General features: G+C 70.0%; 19 protein-coding genes and 1 pseudogene. 13 read left to right on the forward strand and 7 right to left on the reverse strand.

Annotation, left to right across the window (positions count from 1 at the left end):
• Positions 1-56: 56 nt before the first annotated feature.
• On the reverse strand, positions 57-1976 hold the full coding sequence (locus tag Gocc_RS01280) for a nickel-dependent hydrogenase large subunit (protein WP_114794724.1): 1920 nt from the start codon (positions 1974-1976) through the stop codon (positions 57-59).
• Positions 1976-3277: an NADH-quinone oxidoreductase subunit B family protein gene (locus tag Gocc_RS01285; RefSeq protein WP_220150382.1), complete on the reverse strand. Its 1302-nt coding sequence runs from the start codon at positions 3275-3277 to the stop codon at positions 1976-1978. The genes Gocc_RS01280 and Gocc_RS01285 overlap by 1 nt, the downstream gene beginning before the upstream one ends.
• 155 nt (positions 3278-3432) lie before the next feature.
• On the opposite strand from Gocc_RS01285, the pseudogene Gocc_RS01290 reads away from it, so the two are divergent.
• The 10 genes and pseudogenes from Gocc_RS01290 to hypE all read left to right on the forward strand — a co-directional run.
• A pseudogene (locus Gocc_RS01290) lies at positions 3433-3570 on the forward strand (DUF1059 domain-containing protein); the annotation flags it as partial.
• Positions 3571-3619: 49 nt separating this feature from the next.
• Positions 3620-3835 carry a hypothetical protein gene (locus tag Gocc_RS01295; protein WP_114794726.1) on the forward strand — a complete coding sequence of 72 codons (216 nt, stop codon included), beginning with the start codon at positions 3620-3622 and terminating at the stop codon, positions 3833-3835.
• Positions 3832-4089, forward strand: coding sequence for a hypothetical protein (locus Gocc_RS01300; RefSeq protein WP_114794727.1), 258 nt, complete (start codon positions 3832-3834; stop codon positions 4087-4089). Before Gocc_RS01295 ends, Gocc_RS01300 begins: the two co-directional genes overlap by 4 nt.
• The gene (locus Gocc_RS01305; protein WP_147281142.1) at positions 4086-4367 is read left to right on the forward strand and encodes a hypothetical protein; all 282 of its coding nucleotides are present in this window, start codon (positions 4086-4088) and stop codon (positions 4365-4367) included. Before Gocc_RS01300 ends, Gocc_RS01305 begins: the two co-directional genes overlap by 4 nt.
• Complete coding sequence (locus tag Gocc_RS01310) at positions 4364-4618, forward strand: hypothetical protein (protein ID WP_114794729.1); 255 nt, start codon at positions 4364-4366, stop codon at positions 4616-4618. Before Gocc_RS01305 ends, Gocc_RS01310 begins: the two co-directional genes overlap by 4 nt.
• 21 nt (positions 4619-4639) lie before the next feature.
• Positions 4640-4918, forward strand: coding sequence for a HypC/HybG/HupF family hydrogenase formation chaperone (locus tag Gocc_RS01315; protein WP_114794730.1), 279 nt, complete (start codon positions 4640-4642; stop codon positions 4916-4918).
• The gene (locus Gocc_RS01320) at positions 4915-5628 is read left to right on the forward strand and encodes a HypC/HybG/HupF family hydrogenase formation chaperone (protein ID WP_181813277.1); all 714 of its coding nucleotides are present in this window, start codon (positions 4915-4917) and stop codon (positions 5626-5628) included. The genes Gocc_RS01315 and Gocc_RS01320 overlap by 4 nt, the downstream gene beginning before the upstream one ends.
• Positions 5625-6233, forward strand: coding sequence for a D-sedoheptulose-7-phosphate isomerase (locus Gocc_RS01325; protein WP_114794731.1), 609 nt, complete (start codon positions 5625-5627; stop codon positions 6231-6233). Before Gocc_RS01320 ends, Gocc_RS01325 begins: the two co-directional genes overlap by 4 nt.
• Complete coding sequence (gene hypD / locus Gocc_RS01330; protein ID WP_114794732.1) at positions 6230-7351, forward strand: hydrogenase formation protein HypD; 1122 nt, start codon at positions 6230-6232, stop codon at positions 7349-7351. Before Gocc_RS01325 ends, hypD begins: the two co-directional genes overlap by 4 nt.
• Positions 7348-8421, forward strand: coding sequence for a hydrogenase expression/formation protein HypE (hypE, locus tag Gocc_RS01335; RefSeq protein ID WP_114794733.1), 1074 nt, complete (start codon positions 7348-7350; stop codon positions 8419-8421). Before hypD ends, hypE begins: the two co-directional genes overlap by 4 nt.
• Before the next feature lies 1 nt (position 8422).
• Here the strand turns inward: hypE and hypF are convergent, their stop codons facing one another.
• The 4 genes from hypF to Gocc_RS01355 all read right to left on the reverse strand — a co-directional run bounded on the left by hypF (position 8423) and on the right by Gocc_RS01355 (position 13226).
• Complete coding sequence (hypF, locus tag Gocc_RS01340) at positions 8423-10588, reverse strand: carbamoyltransferase HypF (protein WP_114794734.1); 2166 nt, start codon at positions 10586-10588, stop codon at positions 8423-8425.
• 78 nt (positions 10589-10666) lie between these two features.
• The gene (locus Gocc_RS01345) at positions 10667-11353 is read right to left on the reverse strand and encodes an LmbU family transcriptional regulator (protein WP_220150383.1); all 687 of its coding nucleotides are present in this window, start codon (positions 11351-11353) and stop codon (positions 10667-10669) included.
• On the reverse strand, positions 11350-12345 hold the full coding sequence (locus Gocc_RS01350) for a fructose-bisphosphatase class II family protein (protein WP_114794735.1): 996 nt from the start codon (positions 12343-12345) through the stop codon (positions 11350-11352). The genes Gocc_RS01345 and Gocc_RS01350 overlap by 4 nt, the downstream gene beginning before the upstream one ends.
• A gap of 206 nt (positions 12346-12551) precedes the next feature.
• The gene (locus tag Gocc_RS01355) at positions 12552-13226 is read right to left on the reverse strand and encodes a response regulator transcription factor (protein WP_114794736.1); all 675 of its coding nucleotides are present in this window, start codon (positions 13224-13226) and stop codon (positions 12552-12554) included.
• A 108-nt stretch (positions 13227-13334) separates the two neighbouring features.
• Here Gocc_RS01355 and Gocc_RS01360 point away from each other — a divergent pair, with 108 nt between their 5' ends.
• On the forward strand, positions 13335-14132 hold the full coding sequence (locus Gocc_RS01360; RefSeq protein WP_114794737.1) for a hypothetical protein: 798 nt from the start codon (positions 13335-13337) through the stop codon (positions 14130-14132).
• On the opposite strand, the gene Gocc_RS01365 is transcribed toward Gocc_RS01360, so the two are convergent.
• Positions 14129-14668, reverse strand: coding sequence for a hypothetical protein (locus Gocc_RS01365; protein ID WP_147281143.1), 540 nt, complete (start codon positions 14666-14668; stop codon positions 14129-14131). The genes Gocc_RS01360 and Gocc_RS01365 overlap by 4 nt on opposite strands.
• Positions 14669-15274: 606 nt before the next feature.
• On the opposite strand from Gocc_RS01365, the gene Gocc_RS17020 reads away from it, so the two are divergent.
• Both Gocc_RS17020 and Gocc_RS01375 read left to right on the forward strand, forming a co-directional pair.
• Positions 15275-15661 carry an aldose epimerase family protein gene (locus Gocc_RS17020; protein ID WP_422717968.1) on the forward strand — a complete coding sequence of 129 codons (387 nt, stop codon included), beginning with the start codon at positions 15275-15277 and terminating at the stop codon, positions 15659-15661.
• Between the two features lie 9 nt (positions 15662-15670).
• Complete coding sequence (locus Gocc_RS01375; RefSeq protein WP_114794740.1) at positions 15671-17713, forward strand: acetate--CoA ligase family protein; 2043 nt, start codon at positions 15671-15673, stop codon at positions 17711-17713.
• Positions 17714-18052 lie beyond the last annotated feature (339 nt).

An 18052-nucleotide genomic window follows, 5' to 3' on the forward strand; every position in this document is an offset into this window, starting at 1 on the left:
CTCCGACGAGTATGCGCATCGGCGGGTCCTCGCGTCCTCGACTACGCCGGGAAACGCTAGTGGTCGTGGCCGTCGTCGTCCACCCCGCAGGCGCAGGTGACCACGTCTCTCGTGATCACCCTGCCCCCTGTGTTGATGTGTGTCGTGCAGGGCATGCACGGGTCGAAGCTGCGGATAGCCCGGAGGATGTCGATGCCCTTGTAGTCCTCCGGCTTCTCGTAGTTCTCGAGGAGCGGCGTCGCGCTGACGGCCTCCTCGTAGGGTCCGGGGTTGCCCCACGGGTCCTTGGGCGAGGCCATCCAGGTCGACGGCGTCAGGATCTGGTAGTTCTCGATCACGCCGCCGTCGATGACCGCGTGGTGGGTGAGGTAGCCGCGCCCGGCGCCCCAGAAGCCCGCTCCGATGCGGAAGTCCTTCGGAACGGTGTGCTTGACGGACGTTGCGGTCTGGTTCTTGCGCATCAGGTCGAGACCGATCAGGACGTTCTCGTAGGCGATCAGAGCCGTGTAGAGGATCGCGTACGCTCGCCCGCGGTTACGCTCGAAGGCGCCCCATTTCTCCGGCACGTGCCATTCGCGGACGCCTCCGGGGAGCGCGGCCTTCGGCACCGCGAGCTTGAGGCTGTGCCCCGTCGGCTCGATGAAGGTGGTGCGCGTGAAGTCCGGCGCGAGCGCGGTCGCCCACAGGCGCGAATACGCCCCGGTCTCCATAGCCAGTCGATCCCAGCGGGGGGCGGTCGACCACGAGTACTTCTCTTTCCAGTTCGTGCCACCGGGCTTCGGAATCGTCTGCTTGTTCCAGGGGTGGTACGGCGAGAGAGGGTTGCCGGCCGGGTCGGTCTTGAACTGGTAGGCGCCGTTGCCCTTGCCTTCGTCGGCCCAGTCCTCGTAGAAAGAGTGTTCGACGAACTCCTCGACGCCGATGTTGAGCGCTTGCATGCTCGTCGTCACGAGCTCACCGTCGACGATCACGGCCGGGGGTGCCCACCGGTCGCGCGCCCAGGTGTCGACGTTCTCGTACGTTCCGTCGTAGGAGTACGGATCGTCCCACTGACCGGGCTCGATCAGGTTCTTCGGCCGCTTGCCGATGTCCGCGTAGCGGGGGTTCGCGTCGTAGAAGAACTCGATCAGGTCGTCCCAGATCGCGACGACCTTCTGTCCGTAGTCGAAGAACTTGACGATCCGCAGCATCACCTCGTTCATGTCGGACGTGTCGATCGTGGCGCTGACGCCACCGGGAACGATGGTCTGCGGGTGCGGGTACTTGCCGCCGATGATGACATACGCCTCGCGGGCGACGCGAGTCATGTGGAGCGCCTCCGCGTAGAGCTTGCCGGTGAGCGGCGTCATCGCGGTCATGATCTCGCCGATCGTCGCGAAGCCGTGCGTCTCCTTGCCGGCCGCCGACGTGCGCTCGGCGCGATCCCAGAGCTCCGGGTTGGTCTCGCGGATCGCCGGTTCCGACATGTCCGGCCCGGCGAGGAGGAACAGATGCAACGGGTGGTCGTACAGGTACTCGACCGAGAGCAGGAGGTTGCGCGCAACGACCCCCATCGGTGGAGGGTGGATGCCGAAGGCCATTTCGAGCGCGAGCGCCGAGGCGGTGGCGTGCACCCCGCCGCAGACGCCGCAGGCGCGGCTCGAGATGAAGATCGCATCGCGGGGGTCGCGACCCTTGAGGATGATCTCGTACCCTCGGAAGAGGGTCGCCATCGAATCCGTTTCGAGCACCTCGCGGTTCTCGAGGTCGACGATCGCGTGGAACGCGAGGGCGCCGGCCACGCGCGTGACGGGGTCGAAGTCGACCTGGCGGATGTGCCCGTTCCGGGCCAGCAGCTTCTGCAGCTTTTCCGCTCCTTCGGGACTCCCGAGCGGCGCTAGCTCGGCTACCTGGTAGCCGTACGGGTCGGCCAGGCCGTCCCTGAGACGCGCGTTGCCGTGCTCGTCGAACTCGATCGGGAGGTTCTTGAAGCACATCAGGTTTGCTCCTCGTTCGTGCTGCGGTCGGTCCTCTGGAGGACGTTCATCGTCTCGGGCACGGGCAGCTTGCCGGCGCGCTTCGCCTGGTCGACCGAGCCGCTGTACTGGAGACGCTTGTAGAAGAACCCGACCGCCCTCGCGGCCGTCGTCGGCTTCGCGTGCTCGAGCGCCCATCCGGACGGGACCTCGCCCGTCCTGTCCCAGAGCGACTCGCGGTTGGCGGAGCGCATCGACATCCGCCTCAGGCGGCGGATCCCCGCGCCGTAGGTGCGGGCGATCCCACCTGAGATCAGCGACCCGGGTGGCGACTTGTAGAACGGCGAGAACTTGTCGGGGAACCCCGGCATCGTGCAGCCGATGCAGGGGCCGCCCGCGACCATGCAGCCACCCATGTGGTTGATCGCCCCCCGCTCGGTGATGTTGCACTGCACGATTGGCCCCCAGCAGCCCAGGTCGACGAGGCATTCCTGATCGCCGTAGTCGTCGGCGAACACGCCTTCCTCGTAGTACCCGGCGCGGACGCAATGCCGGTGCACCGTCTCTCCGAAGAGCCAGGCGGGGCGACCGAGCTCGTCGAACTCCGGGAGGGGGCCGACGCCCTGGAGGAAGAGGAGTACCGCCGCGACCGTCTCGGTGAAGTTGTCTCCGATGGGGGAGCAGCCGGGAACGTTGATGACCGGGACGCCGAGCGCGGAGCGGTAGTCCTTGCCGAGGAAGTCCATCAGGCTCATCGAGCCGGTGACGTTGCCGGCGGCCGCAGGGATCCCGCCCCACGTCGCACAGGTTCCGATCGCGATCGCGGCCGCCGCGCCGGGAGCCATCGCCTTCACCCAGTCGGTGACGCGCAGCGGCTGGCCTGGAGCGCGTGGCGAGGTCAGGGACTCGGGCCAGTCCTCGCCGACCCCGAAACCCGAGAAATAGCCCTCGCGCTCGAACCGCTGGTCGTCGGGGATCGAGCCCTCGAGCACGATCACGTACGGCGCTCCCAACGTGCCGTCGACGGCCTTCGCGAACGGGCGGATGAACCCGTGCCCGGCGTCGACCGAGAGCACCGGGTGGTGGAGCACGACGCGAGGCAACCCGGGGATCGACCCCATGAGCAGCTCCTCGACCGAAGGCGACGTCGCGCCCGTGACGGCGACGGAGCAGCCGTCACAGCTCATCCCGGCGATCCAGAAGACGTGGAGCAGCGAGAGGGGCCCGGTCTCCGTTCCGCCGAGGCCACCGACGCCCATGGCGGCGTCCTCGCCAAAGACCTTGCCCGCGTGTGGAGCCTTCTGGATCGCACCGACGCTCACGCCCTGGTCCTCCGATCGTCGTCGACGGGAGTTGCACACCACGTGGTAGATGTAGACTACATAGACCCGTTTGTCACGTGCCACCCATCGACGAAGGAAGCGACATGTCAGGCCGCTACAGCTTTCAGTGACACCACGGGGGCGTCGCGTGCGGCGCCAAGATCACCGGTGAAAGCGAGGGCGAGGTGCTAGCGAAGGCCGTCGAGCACGCGAAAGCCAAGCACGGCGTCGACCTGACGCACTCGAAGACGCTGACGCGATACGCGCAGGGTCTGATCCGGGAGGAGACCTGAGGCGATGCTGGCAGTTTCGACAACGGGCTGGTGGGTTTTCGGCTCTCTCGTGGCGACCGCGGTCGTCCTCATCGCGGCGCTCCTCCTCTTCGCGATCATCGCTTTCGCGCGGACGATCACGCGTCAGGCCGGTGAGATCGTCGAGGCGCTCGACGGAGCTCGCGCGAACACCGACGCGCTGTACGACGTGACCCGGACGAATCTCGCCCTGGACCAGATCACGCGGCATCTGCGGACGTTGCGCGAAGGGCTGGAAACCGTATGAGCACGGTCACGAGCGTCCTCGCCCTGCTCGGTCTCGCGCTCGGTCTCGTCGTCGCGGTCGCAGTCGTCGCGCTCTTCAACCGGGTCATCGGGCCTGCCCGCGAGATCGAGCGCTATGCGGATCACATCCTCACGGCCGGCGTGGGCATCGCACGGAACCTCGACGGCGTCGACGAAGCCTTGCGCACGCGTGAGCTCGCCACGGCAGTTCCCGGGCTCGCCGTCGCCTATCTCAGGAAGCTGGGTGCGTCGTGATGGCCCCCCTCGCGCTCTCGGCCGGGGTGACCGCCGCCTGGTGGGTCGCTCTCGGCGTCCTCCTCGTGGTCGCACTGGTCGTCTGGGCGCTCCTCGAGGTGCTTCGGCGCGCGGTGCTCGACGTCGATGAGAGCGTCACCGCGGTCTGGACGATGGGGAAGCGTGTGGCGCAGAACACCCAGACGACGTATCTGTTCGGGACGACGAAGGCCCGCGGTGTCGACCTGCTGGAGGAGCTGCAGCGCCACGCTGCGCTCCGGGAGAGGAGTGGAGCATGAAGACGACTCTCATCGTGGTTACCCTGATCGAGGTTGCGCTGCTCGTGGCAGTGCTCGCGGGGTATCTGATCGCGATCGCCGCGACGCTGCGGAGGGTCTCCGCGACCCTCGGTCTCATCACGTTCGGGGTGCGCGCGATCGAGAAGCAGACCGAGCCGATCGGGCCTGTCCTGACCGACATCAACGGCGCCCTCGAACAGGTCGCCGGCGCGCTCGAGCAGGTCGCCCGACCGCAGATGCCGACGGTCTGACGGCGAGCCCGGAGAGCCGCGATGTGCCTCGGGATTCCCGGCAGGATCGTCGAGATCGTCGACACGCAGCATCACATCGCCAAGGTCGACGTCTCGGGTGTCCGTCGGAACGTCAACGTCGGTCTCCTCGTGAACGGTCCCGACGCCGTCGCTGTCGGCGACTGGGTGCTGATCCACGTCGGCTTCGCGATGTCGAAGATCGACGAGGAGGAAGCGCAGTCGACACGGGAGTTCCTCGAACGGCTCGGTGATCCCTACAGGCAGGAGCTCGCCGAGCTCGAAGCGAGCGGCATCGAATGAGAGCGCGGCTCGAGGCGCTCGTCAGCGAGAGGGAGCGGGTTCTCCGACAGTTCCTCGAAAGCGAGCAACGCCGCATCGCCCTGTCCTGTCACTCGCTCGCCCGCGCGTTCTCGCGCGGAGCGACCCTGTACGCGTTCGGGACAGGCGCGGCGGCAACCGATGCCGCCCACGTCGCCGTGGAGTTCATGCATCCGGTGATCGTCGGAAAGAGAGCGCTCCCCGCCGTCGCTCTGACGAACGACCCGACCGGGCAGTCCACCACGCTTCGCCTCGCGCGCGCCTCCGACATCGCGCTCGGGATCGTCCACGGTGGTGAGGATCCGGCCGTCACGTCGTTCCTCGAAGACGCGACGCGTCAGGGTCTCCAGACGATCGCGCTCGTCGGTCCCGGCAGCGCGGTGCGTGCCGACGAGCTCTTCGTCGTACCGAGCGAAGACCCGCGCGTCGTCCAGGAGGTGCAGGAGACGGTCTATCACGTGCTCTGGGAGCTCGTCCACGTCTTCTTCGAGCAGCCAGGACTTCTCGCCGACACGTGCGTCACCTGCGGCGACGTCGCGGTGGAAGCACGGGTGGTCGAGGTCGACCGGCTGACGGCGATCGTCGAACGGGGTGGGCAGCGCGAGGAGGTCGCCATCGAGCTCCTCGAGGCTGTCGGGGTCGGGGATCGTGTTCTGTGCCACGCCGGAGTCGCGCTGGAGAAGCTTGCGTGACCGATTTCCTCTACCCGTTCCTCGGTGGCAGCGAGCGCGGCCTCGAGGCCACGCTCGAGCACGTCGCGGCGTCGACGCTCGACAAGGGCAATGATGTCGCCGAGTTGCGCCGCGGCATCGACCTCGAGGCAGTAACCGCATGCGGCCTTGCGATCCGGGATCGCCTCCACCGCGGTGGACGGCTGCTCGCCTTCGGCAACGGAGGCTCGTCGACGGACGCCCAGGATGCGGCAGGCGACTTCCTCGCCGCCGGCTGGGGCGCGATCGCGCTCACGAACGACGCCGCGACGATCACCGGGGTAGCCAACGACGTCGGGTACGACAACGTCTTCTCTCGTCAGCTGATCGCTCTCGCTCGAGCCGACGATGTCGCACTTGCGTTCTCGACGAGCGGCTCCTCCCGGAACGTGGTGGCCGGTCTCGAGGAGGCCCACCGGCGACTCCTCCTGACCTGCGCCGTCACCGGGTACGGCGGCGGCACGCTCCGCGAGCTTCCGTGGCTCGACCACCTCTTCGTCGCAGCGGGCGACTATATCCCCCGGCTCCAGGAGGCACACGCAACCGTCGTGCACCTCCTTCTCGAGGTCGTCGGCGAGCGCTCGTGAGATACGTCGACGAGTACAGGTCGGGGAAGATCGCGCTGGATCTCTCGCAGCGCATCGAATCGGTGCTCGAGCCGGGTCGGAAGTACAAGCTGATGGAGGTGTGCGGAGGCCATACGCACACGATCTACAAGCACGGGATCGAGAACCTGCTTCCGCCCGCCGTCGACCTGATCCACGGCCCCGGCTGCCCGGTCTGCGTGATCCCGATGGGCCGCATCGACGATGCGATCGCGATCGCCGAACGGCCGAACGTGATCTTCACGACCTTCGGCGACATGATGCGCGTACCGGGTGGAAACGGCTCGCTCCTCGAGGCCAAGGCCCGCGGAGCGGACGTGCGGATGGTGTACTCGCCGCTCGACGCTCTTCGCATCGCACGCGAGAATCCCGAGCGGGAGACGGTCTTCTTCGCGATCGGGTTCGAGACGACGACTCCGTCGACGGCGCTCACACTGCTGCGTGCCCGCAGCGAGGGGATCCGCAACTTCTTCGTCTTCGCGAATCACGTCACGATCATCCCGGCGATCCGGGCGATCCTCGGCTCCCCGGATCTCCGTCTGGACGGCTTCATCGGGCCCGGCCACGTCTCGACCGTGATCGGGACGGTGCCGTACCGCTTCATCGCTGAGAGCTACGGGAAGCCGCTCGTCGTCGCGGGCTTCGAGCCTCTCGACGTGCTCCAGGCGGCCTACATGGTTTTGCTTCAGCTGGCGGAAGGGCGTTGCGAGGTCGAGAACCAGTACACGCGCGTCGTTCGGGAAGCCGGAAACCCGCGTGCGCTCGAGGCGATCGCCGAGACGATGGAGCTCCGCACGACGTTCGAATGGCGCGGCCTCGGCTTCATCTCCCAGAGCGCCCTGGCCCTCCGGGTCGAGTTTGCCGACTGGGACGCCGAGCGTCGCTACGACGTCCCGGGCGTCCGCGTCGCGGATCCGAAGGCGTGTCAGTGCGGTGAGGTACTGAAGGGCGTGATCAAGCCGTGGGAGTGCAAGGTCTTCGGCACGGCGTGCACGCCTGAGCGCCCGATCGGGACCTGCATGGTGTCGAGCGAAGGCGCGTGCGCCGCCTACTACAACTACGGGCGGTTCACGCGGCGGCTCGAGACCGTGGCAACGTGACGGGTCGCGAACAGGAGGTACTCGAGGCGATCGAACGGCGACGCCGGCGGCGACCACGCCTGAAGGACGAAGTCGTCACCCTCGCGCACGGGGCCGGAGGGAAGGCGACGCGCACGCTCATCGAGGCGCTCTTCCTCGAGGAGTTCGGCAACCCGCGGCTGGCCCCGCTCGCCGATGCCGCGCTGTTCGACGTCGCTGGAGCGCGGTTCGCCTTCACGACCGACTCGTACGTCGTCAAGCCGCTCTTCTTCCCCGGCGGGGACATCGGCGAGCTCGCGGTCAACGGCACGGTCAACGATCTCGCGGTGGCAGGCGCCCGACCGCTTTTCCTCACCGCGGGATTCATCGTCGAGGAAGGGTTTCCAACGGCCGATCTCCGCCGCGTGGCTGCTTCCGTCGGCAGGGCGGCGCGGGCGGCGGGCGTTGAGGTCGTCGCGGGCGACACGAAGGTCGTCGAGCGCGGGAAGGGTGACGGGGTCTATATCAACACCTCCGGAATCGGCGTCCTCGAGCACGAGCACGACCTGTCGCCCGCGAGCGTCAGACCGGGCGACAAGGTGCTCGTGTCGGGCACCCTCGGTGATCACGGAATCGCTGTGATGGTGGCCCGCGGCAGCCTCGAGCTCGAGGTGGATCTCGATAGCGACACGGCGCCGTTGACGGAGCTCGTCCACGGCCTTCTGTCGGCGACGCCCGGGGTGCGTTGCCTACGCGACTTGACGCGCGGCGGCCTGGCCACTGCGCTGAACGAGATCGCCGATGCCGCGAACGTCTCCATCGTGATCGACGAGGCCGCGTTGCCGATTCGCCCCGAGGTCAACGGCGCCTGCGAGATTCTCGGGATCGATCCTCTCTACGTCGCGAACGAGGGGAAGCTCGTCGCAATCGTGGCGCCGGAGGCCCTCGCGGCCGCGTACTCGGCGCTCGGGTCGTCGCCGCTCGGAATCGACACCGAGATCGTCGGCGAGGTGCGGGCGGATGCGGAAGGGATGGTGTTCCTGGACACGGCGTTCGGTGGACGGCGTGTCGTCGACGTCCTCGTCGGCGATCCTCTCCCGCGGATCTGCTGAGTCACCCCGTGCTCTGTCGCGTGGTGCGTGCGCGCGCGGGAAGCGTCGCCGCGGCGACGACGGCCTGTCCGTAGCTGATCCCCGCGTCGTTCGGCGGTACGCGCGCGTGGGTGAGCACCCGGAAGCCGAGCGACTCGAGCCGCCGTGCCGTCGATTCGAGCAGGCGGAGATTCTGGAACGTGCCGCCCGTCAGCGCCACGGTGCGGAGTTCGGCCGACTCGGCGCATGCGGTCGCGGCGGCGGCGGCGATCGTCTCGTGGAAGGCTGCGGCGATCTCCGGGCGCGGTCGGCGCGCCGCGAGATCGTCGTAGACGTGACGGACGAGCGCAGGCCCGTCGCCGAAGACCCACGGGTAGGGAGGCGCGGCGGTCGTCCCCGCGAGCCGCTCGAGCTCGATCGCCGCCTGGCCCTCGTAGGTCACCACCTCCCGGACGCCGAGCAGCGCGGCGACCGCGTCGAAGAGCCTCCCCATCCCGGACGAGAGCGGGGCGTTGACCTTCAGGCTTTCGCGCACGAGCCGCCAGCGTGGGTAGGGAACGGGCAGGGCTGCGGCCTCGAGGTAGGACGCGGCCATCCGCCACGGCTCCCGGATCGCTGCTTCTCCTCCGGGCAGCGGCACCGGCTCGAGGTGCGCCAGCCGCTCGAACGTCACGAGGTCGCACCGCAGCAGCTCGCCACCCCAGAGCGTCCCGTCCGTGCCGTACCCGGTGCCGTCGAAGACGAGCGCGAGGGCAGGGCCTCGCTCACCGTGCTCGCCGAGGCATGCCGCGGCGTGGGCATGGTGGTGCTGGATGCCGACCGTCTCGAGATCCTGGTCGAGAGCCCACTTCGTCGAGAGGTACTCGGGGTGGAGATCGTGCGCGATCCGCTCCGGCACCACGCCGAGCATGGAGGTGTAGAGGTCGAGGTCGGTGAGGAAGGCGCGGTAGGCGAGCTCGCTGTCGAGGTCGCCGAGGTGCGGCGACATGAACGCGTCGGCTCCGCGGGCGACGCAGAAGGTGCTCTTCAGCTCGGCTCCCACGGCGATCAGCGGGCGCGCCGTCGCCACGGGGAGCGGCAGGGCGCTCGGGGTGTACCCACGAGAGCGGCGGATCGGGAAGGCGACCCGCACGACCGAGTCCTCGCAGCGGCGGTGGATGGGGCGATCGTGCGCGAGGAAGGCGTCCGCGATCCCGGCGAGACGCTCGCGCGCTTCGTCGTCGGCGACGGCGATCGGCTCGTCCGACCGGTTGCCGCTCGTCATCACGAGCGGGCGGCCGACGTCGGCGATGAGGAGATGGTGGAGGGGGGTGTAGGGGAGCATCACGCCGAGCTCCGGCACCCCCGGCGCCACCGACTCCGCGATCGCGGCATGCGGGCGTCGCGGCAAGAGCACGATCGGCCGCTCGCGCGAGCGGAGCAGCTCGGCTGCGGCCGCCGTCAGCTCGACGATCGCCTCCGGCGCCGCCGTCATCAGCGCGAACGGCTTTTCCTCCCGATGCTTCCGCGCCCGCAGCCGTGCCACCGTCTCCTCGTTCGCCGCGTCGCAGGCGAGGTGGTAGCCGCCGAGGCCCTTGACGGCAAGGATCGCGCCGTCGCGCAGCAGCCCGACCGCTTCCTCGAGCGGAAGCGAGAGCCGGGGGCCGCACACCGGGCAGGCGATCGGCTCGGCGTGGAAGCGGCGGTCGGTCGGGTCCTCGTACTCGCGCAGGCAGTCGTCGCAGAGCGGGAATCCCGCCATCGTCGTATTCGGCCGGTCGTAGGGGACGCGGAGGACGATCGTGAACCGCGGCCCGCACCGGGTGCAGTTGACGAAGGGGTACCGATGGCGCCGGTCCGTAGGGTCGAACAGCTCACGGAGGCAGTCGTCGCAGGTCGCGACGTCCGGTGGGATCAGCGCGCTCCTCCCGTGTGCCGTGCTCGCGAGGATCGAGAACGCGGCCTCTCCGCGGGTCGGGGCGTGCGTGACCTCGAGCGAGTCGATCCGCGCGAGCGGCGGCGCGTCCACTCGCAGGCGAGCGAGGAACCCGTCGAGCGCGGCGGCCTCTCCCTCCACCTCGATCACGACGCCGGCTCCGTCGTTCAGGACGAAGCCGGCCAGCCCCTCCCGCCGGGCGAGGCCGTAGACGAACGGCCGGAACCCGACACCCTGGACGACGCCTCGCACCCGGATCCGCCGACGTGTCACGAGGAGGATCTTGCCCGAGAACCGCCGCCGGCCGGCGGCCGCAGCAGGCGCTTGCCGTAGGCGACGCGATCCGGCGGTCTACCGGAAGGTGGCGGCCTCCCGGCTCGTCTCGGTGTCTAGAGAGACAACGAGCGCGGCCTGGTCGAGCGTCGCCGCAATCCAGGTTGCGAGATCATCTCCCGCCGCCGCCTCGAGCCAGCGCCGGTAGCGGTCGAGCTCGACCCGGAGCAACACCGTGACGCGTGGGCCGGGCGGATCAGGCCCTGAGGTGGACCTGTCCGAGCGGATCCTGCGGCGCAGCTCGTTGCGCGACCATCCGAAGACGGCGGCCCGTGTGAGCCATGTCTCCTGGTCGAGCTCGTCGAGCGCGGCGACCTCCGCGTGGTGGTGGAAGCTGAGTGTGTCCCGCCGGCGGGACACGGGGAAACGCGAGACGACCCACGCGTAGTTCCGCAGGGTCTGATAGTCGAGTCCCGTGATCGCGGTGGCCTCGTTGTACCGTTTGCCATACGCCGCCTCGCCGTAGTTGAGCCAGTCGCCTATCCACCAGGCCGACGACTTCTGGACGATCGAGATGCGGCTCCCGATCCTCTTCCACGACTCGAACGGAAGCTCGGGCGCGAGGTGGAGCGCCGTCTGGATCGTTCGCATCTCCTTACCGGAGGGAACGGAGTCGTCGACCGTGCCGGTCAGTCCGCCGGACGGGTGCATCTGCGCGGCCGCTTCGTGCCCGTTGTACCTCTGCTCTGACGTCGTCGCCTTCATCGCCGGCTCCAGCACACGTCGCTCTCGACGATACGGCGCGCCGTTCCCCCGCTGACGACGATCGACTCGGTGCACCGCCCGCCGGGCTCCTCCCAAGGGCCACGCAGGAGCGACCCGCTCGTGACGCCGGTGACCGCGAGGAGACAGCGGTCGCTCGACGCCAACTCGTCGAGCGACAGCGGCCGGTCCACCTCGATTCCTTCTCGTGCGAGAGCCGCTGCCTCGGCCCCGCCTTGCGGCGCGCGCCGCCCTTGCATGCCCCCTCCGAGCGCCCGCGCCGCGCACGCGGTCATCACGCCCTCCGGGGTCCCACCGATGCCGAGGAGGAGATCCGCCCCGCCGGCGGGTAGGAGCACCGCGAGCGAGCCGGCGACGTCGCCCGCGGACGGCGTCGACACCGAAGCCCCGGCCGCGAGCACCCGGGCGATCAGCTCGACGTGGCGTGGCTTGTCCAGCACGACGACCCGGAGCTCCGAGATCGACTTCCCGAGCGCCTCGGCGACACGCGCCAGATTCCGCTCCGGGGTATCGGTGATGTCGATGGCGTCTCGTGCCGGCGCGGGCGCGACGATCTTGTCCATGTAGAAGCTCGCTCCCGGCGACCAGAGCGAGGCCGGCTCCGCGAACGCGATCGTCGCGAGGGCTCCCGGGATGCCCCGGGCGAGGTAGTCGGTGCACTCGAGCGGGTCTACCGCGATGTCGAACGGCTCGCCTCCGCGGCCCAGCTGCTCGCCCTGGTACAGCATCGGCGCATCGTCCTTCTCACCCTCGCCGATGACCACGGTGCCCAGCCCGGGAGCTTCCTCGAGCGCGCGGCGCATGGCGTCGGTCGCAGCGGCGTCGGCAGCCTTGCCGTCCCCTCTGCCGAGAAAGGGCTGGCACGCGAGCGCGGAGGCCGTGGTCGCGTGCAGGGCCGCTGCGATCAGGTTCTCGGCGTCGAACTTCCGCTCGATGTCCGAGCGCCGCCTCCGCTCGGGTGGTGCTCTCAGCATGCGCCCTCGACGGCGCGTTCCGTTGGCAGCGGAGCCGACACACGGTCAGGCTATCGAGATTTCTCTATAGATTCCAATAAGACATATGAGCAAAAAGATAAGCGTATGACTATGTAGATGGTGGTGCCTCGCGTTCGGGCGGAACGTCGCTCGATCCCCACCCGCGATCCGCGCCGGTGGCCGCTTCGTCGCCGCTGCGAACGAGCTCATGGCTCGCGGAGCGAGTACCCGACGCCGCGGACGTTGTGGATCAGCGGGCGAGAACCGGCGTCGTCGAGCTTGCGACGCAGATAGCGGATGTAGACGCGGAGCGCGTTCGAGTCCGGCGCGAAGTCGTAGCCCCAGACGCGGTCGTAGATCAGGCTGTGCGGAAGCACCCGCCGCGGATTGCGCATCAACAGCTCGAGCAGCTGATATTCGGTGCGCGTCAGCTCGACGAACGTGCCGTGGACGCTCACGCCGTGGCGGGCGCTGTCGAGCAGCAGCTCCCCGAACGACAGCGCGTCGGGGTCGCCCTCACCGCCGACGCGACGCAGCAGCGCTCGGAGCCGCGCCTTCACCTCCTCGACGTCGAACGGCTTGACGAGGTAGTCGTCGGCGCCCGCGTCCAGCCCGTCGATGCGGTCGGCTACAGCAGCGCGAGCCGTCAACATCAAGATCGGCACCCGGTTGCCGGTACGGCGCAGGCGCCGGCAGACCTCGAGCCCGTCGATGCCGGGCATGCCGACGTCGAGCACGATGGCGTCCGGGGCGCTTGCCGCCACCTGCGTGAGGGCCTGTTGCCCGCCCTCGGCGCACTGAACCTCGTAGCCGGCGAGCGTCAGCGCATCGTGCAGTGCGTCTCGTACCGAGCGGTCGTCGTCCACGACGAGGATCCTCATGACCCCATTGTTGCGCCGCGACTCCTACGCCGCTCTAACGCGGCTCCTACTTATCGCTAACGGACCGGTCGGATCATCACCGCTGACGCATGAGAGGAGCAGCAGAAGATGAACACCCACCCCGTTCCCGATTGCCCGCCGAGCCCTCGCGAACCGCTCCGGCGGATCCTCCTCGTTGCCACCGAGGTCCCGGGCGATCTCGCCTTCCGCGCCCGTGCGTACGGCCTCGCCGACGGGCGGGCGAGCGAGGTTCTCGTGCTCTGTCCACCGCTCGTCCGCTTCCTGCAGCGGTGGACCTCCGACGTCCTGCCAGCCCGCGCGGCGGCGACGCGAACACTCGAACGCACGCTGGCTGCTGTGCGCGAACTCGGCCTGGACGCCCACGGACGCATCGGCGACGACGACCCCCGCCAGGCGCTGGACGACGCGCTGCGGGAGTTCGCTGCGGACGAGCTGGTGCTCGTCACCGGATCCGATCCGCGGCACCGCCGCCTCGAGCAGCGGCTCGTGCGCTTCGCGTACCGCCGAGTCGCTCTTCCGATCACCCACATCCGGTACCGCGCACGAACCGACGCCGATCGCGATTCCGGGTCGAAACGCCCTCCCGGTCACGACCAAGCCGTGATTGACCGCCGAGTCGGCACCGGTCGTGCCCCGTCGGAGGAGCCAAGCCGCGCGCTCGTTGCTGCCCGTCCGCATTCCTCGGACGAAGACCGGCTTGTCGCTCGCGTGGCCTGGGAGCACGCACGTGGGCGCTCGCTCGCGGAGATCCTCGGAGATCCTGTCATCCGCGCGCGCTGCACCGACAGGAATTGTTTCGCACTGCTCGAGCGGCCTGACCTCATTCGCGCTCTAGCGCGGTCGCACGGCTCCCGGCGGGCCAACCCGAGCCACGATTCATGCTAGACGGCTTGAACGCCGGCCCGACGGCCCGGGGACAGGTGAGCCGCCGCAGCGGAGCTGCTCTGGCTGTGATCGGTACCAAAGGAGCACCTGGAACGAGCGAGTGTGCGGCCTCGCTCGCAGAGCGCTGGCCCGCTGTGCTCGTCGAACTCGACGCGCTCGGTGGAGCACTCGATCTGCGATTCGCGGGTGGCCCGCGACGAGGAGGGCTGCTCGAGCTCGTCCGCGCAGCCGGTTCCGCAGATGGCGTCGTTGGCGAGCTGCTCGAACGATGGCTCGCAGACGCGGACGGGTGGCCGCCGGTCCTCCTTGGCCCGCCCGAGTTCGAGCGCGATCTCTCGGAGCTTGCCCACCCAGGCGCGGTCTCGAACGCCCTCGCCGCCCTTCGATCGCACTTCCCCCTGATCATCTGCGACCTGGGCTTTCTCCTGGCGGAGGGGATGCACACGGGTCCTGCCGCGTGCATCCACCGCGAGGCGCTCCTGTCGGCTGATGCCGTTGTCCTTGTCATCGGCGCTCGCGGGCAACAGATCGGTCACGGTATCGCCCAACTCGGCCTACTGCTCGGACCCCTTGCCCTTCCGCCCGAGCGAGTGTTTGTCGTCGTGAACGGCTGCGGGGGTCCCGCGTCGGTGTCGCGGCAATCCCTCGAGCTGACGTTCGCGGCAGCTCTCGCGGAAGGCGGCCTCGCCGTGAACGCCTGGTTGCCCTGGGATAAACGGGCGCTCGCGAGGACGGCAAGGCGTGGGTACCCGCTTGCCCGCGCACACCTTCGCGGGCCGTACGCTCGCGCCCTCACAGGTCTTCTCGACCAGCTGCGATCTGCGGTGCCGGGGATCGCGCGGGCGGAGGCGTCGTTCTGAGCCGAGGCGGCGCAGCCGCTCGGGCAGAAGAAGGCGGATATGTACCTGCTCGGCTCGTTCGTGGGCCGGCAGTTCAAGGGGGCCGTGTGCAACGACCCCGACTTCTCCGCGTGACCTGTCGCGACCACCGATGCTCCCACCGTGGTGAGCCTCCCGGACCACGCGCACCTCGAGCTCGGCGGCGAAGGATCGGGCTCGACCCTCGATCACGAGCTGTGAATCGGTGCCGATCACCTCACACAGGTCGACGACCGGCTGATACCGACGGGTCTCCTGGTGGCCGTGGCGGGAACGCCGTTCGACTTCACCGTGCCGGCGATGGTCGGCGCACGAATCGACGAGCCGTATCACCTTCTGCTGTGCGCCGGTGGCGACGACCACGGCTTCGTCGTCGGGGGCGCGGCCGGGGGCGCGCTGCGCCGTGTTGCGACGCTTCGCGATCCCGCCTCGGGGCGCGTGCTCGAGGTGCGCACGATCCAGCACGGATTCCCGAGCGCGGTGCTCCGGTCCGGAGAGGAGTACCGTGCGGTCAGCGGCCACAGCTTCCGGAGGGCTCGACACGACGGGTATGTCCTTCGCGCCGGGCCTTGTGGCCTCTCGCCGCAGGGTGCGAGGGCCGGGCGGTGCGGATCCCCGACGCCTGGACGTCCTGGCGGCAGCCTCGCGTAGGCTGCGCCGGTGCGCGATCTCCGGCCGCTCTTCGACCCACGCTCGGTCGCGGTTCTCGGCGCGTCGAACGACCCGTCGAAGTGGGGCCAGTGGATCGCGGCGGGGGCGCTGCGCGGCGCCCACCGGCGCGACGTGTGGCTCGTCAACCGCAAGGGTGGCGAGATCCTCGGCCGGCAGGCGTTGCGCTCGCTCGACGAGCTCCCCGAGGCGCCCGAGCTCGTCGTCGTCGCGCTCGCTGCCGCCGCCTTCGAGGATGCGATCGACGCCTCCCTCGCGGCGGGCGCGCGCGCGATCGTCGCCATCACCGCCGGCCTCGGCGAGGTCGGCGCTGAGGGGAAGGCGCGCGAGCTCGCGGTCGTCGAGCGGGTGCGCGCGGCGGGAGCCGTCATGCTCGGCCCGAACTGCCTCGGCGTCTACGACGCCTCGGCCGAGCTCGATCTCGGCTCGAACGAGTTCTCGCCCGGGTCGATGGGGATCATCTCGCAGAGCGGCAACCTCGCGCTCGAGCTGAGCCTGCTGGCCGCCCAGTACGGCGTCGGCGTCTCCCGCTTCGCGTCGCTCGGCAACCAGGCCGACATCGAGGCGGCCGAGCTCGTCGAGGCGTTCGCCGCCGACGAGGCGACGCGCGTGATCGGCGTCTACTGCGAGGACTTCCGCGACGGGCGCGCGTTCGCGCGGGCGGGCGCCGCGGCTCTCGCGGCCGGCAAGCAGGTCGTGCTGCTGGCGGCCGGCGGCAGCGAAGCCGGCGCCCGCGCCGCCGCCTCTCACACCGGCGCCCTCGCGAGCGACTCGGCGGCGGTCGACGCGGCCTGCCGCGCCGCCGGCATCCAGCGCGTCACGACTCCGAAGGAGCTCGTCGACGTCGCGCTGGCATGCCTGGCGCCGCACCGGCCGCGCGGTCGCCGCCTGGCGGTCGTCGGCGACGGCGGCGGCACCGGGGTGGTCTCGGCCGACCTGGCAACGGCGGCCGGGCTGGAGCTGCCGCACCTCTCGGAGGAGCTGAGCGCGAAGCTGACCGCGATCGCGCCGACGATCGTCGCCACGAACCCCGTCGACCTCGCCGGCGCGGGTGAGCAGGACTTCTGGAACTTCGAGCGCGTGACCGAGGCGGTGCTCGCCTCGGGCGAGGTCGACGCGGTGGTCCTCACGGGGTACTTCGGCGGCTACAGCCAGATGAACGAGGACTTCCGTGAGCGCGAGACCGAGGTCGCCCGTGCGATCGCGGCGGCGGCCGGCCGGGCGGGGCGGCCGCTGCTGGTCCAGGCCATGTTCTGGGACTCCGGGCCGGCCCGGGCGCTGCGCGAGGGCGGGGTTCCCGTCTACCGCGACATCGAGGCCGTGATCGCGACGTTGGCCGCGCTCGTCGAGCAGGAGCTTCGCCCGGCGGCGGGGGTGGCCGAGGTGGGAGCGGCCGCGCCGCCCGTGTGCGGCGGCGGCTACTTCGAGGCGCGCGAGCTGCTCGCAGCGGGCGGAGTGCCGTTCACTCCCGCGCGCCGCGCGACGACGGCCGCCGGGGCGCGCGAGGCGGCTGCCGCGGTCGGCTACCCCGTGGCACTCAAGGCGCTCGGGCTGCTGCACAAGTCCGACGCGGGCGGGGTCGCGCTCGGGCTCGGCGACGAGCATGCGCTCGAGGACGCTCTGTCCGACATGGCTGCCCGCCTCGCGCCGGAGGGCTACTCGGTCGAGGCGATGGCCGACACGTCCGCGGGGGTGGAGCTGATCGCCGGCTGCAGACGCGACCCGCGCTTCGGCCCGCTCGTGCTGGTCGGCCTCGGCGGCGTCTACGCCGAGCTTATGAACGACGTCGCCGTCGCCCTCGCCCCCGCCGGCGTGGACGAGCTGGAGCAGCTGCTGCTGTCGCTGCGCGGAGCCGGTGTGCTCACAGGCGCCCGCGGCCGCGCGCCGCTCGACGTGCGGGCGGCGGCCGCGGCGGCGGCCGCCCTCTCCCGCGTGGCGGCCGCGCACCCCGAGATCGCGGAGATCGAGGTCAACCCGCTGCTCGTCACGCCGGCGGGGTCGGTCGGCCTCGACGCGCGCATCGTGCTCGCGTAGAGACCTGACGTGAAGCTCGCGACGCATGGTCGGTGCGTGCCCTTTCCGACACGCACCCGACCCTCAGGTCGGGCCGGCCGCCGGGCCGAGCCGGCTCCCCTCGCCCGCGCCGACCACGCGATACGAGCCGAGACCTGGCCGGGGCGTAACCCGCGCCTTGCCCCGGTCGCCGTAGCGTGCTGCAGGAGCACGCGGCGCGTCGCTGCGCCGCGCGACCCCGGACGCCCAGGCGAGAGAGGAGCAGGATGAACATCGACCCGTTGCTGCGGCGCACGTGCTCGGGCACGTGTTGCGCGTGCCCGAGCTGGCTGCGGCCGACTACCCGCGCGGCCACGCGCG

The sequence above is a fragment of the Gaiella occulta genome, assembly GCF_003351045.1.
Lineage (GTDB): Bacteria > Actinomycetota > Thermoleophilia > Gaiellales > Gaiellaceae > Gaiella > Gaiella occulta.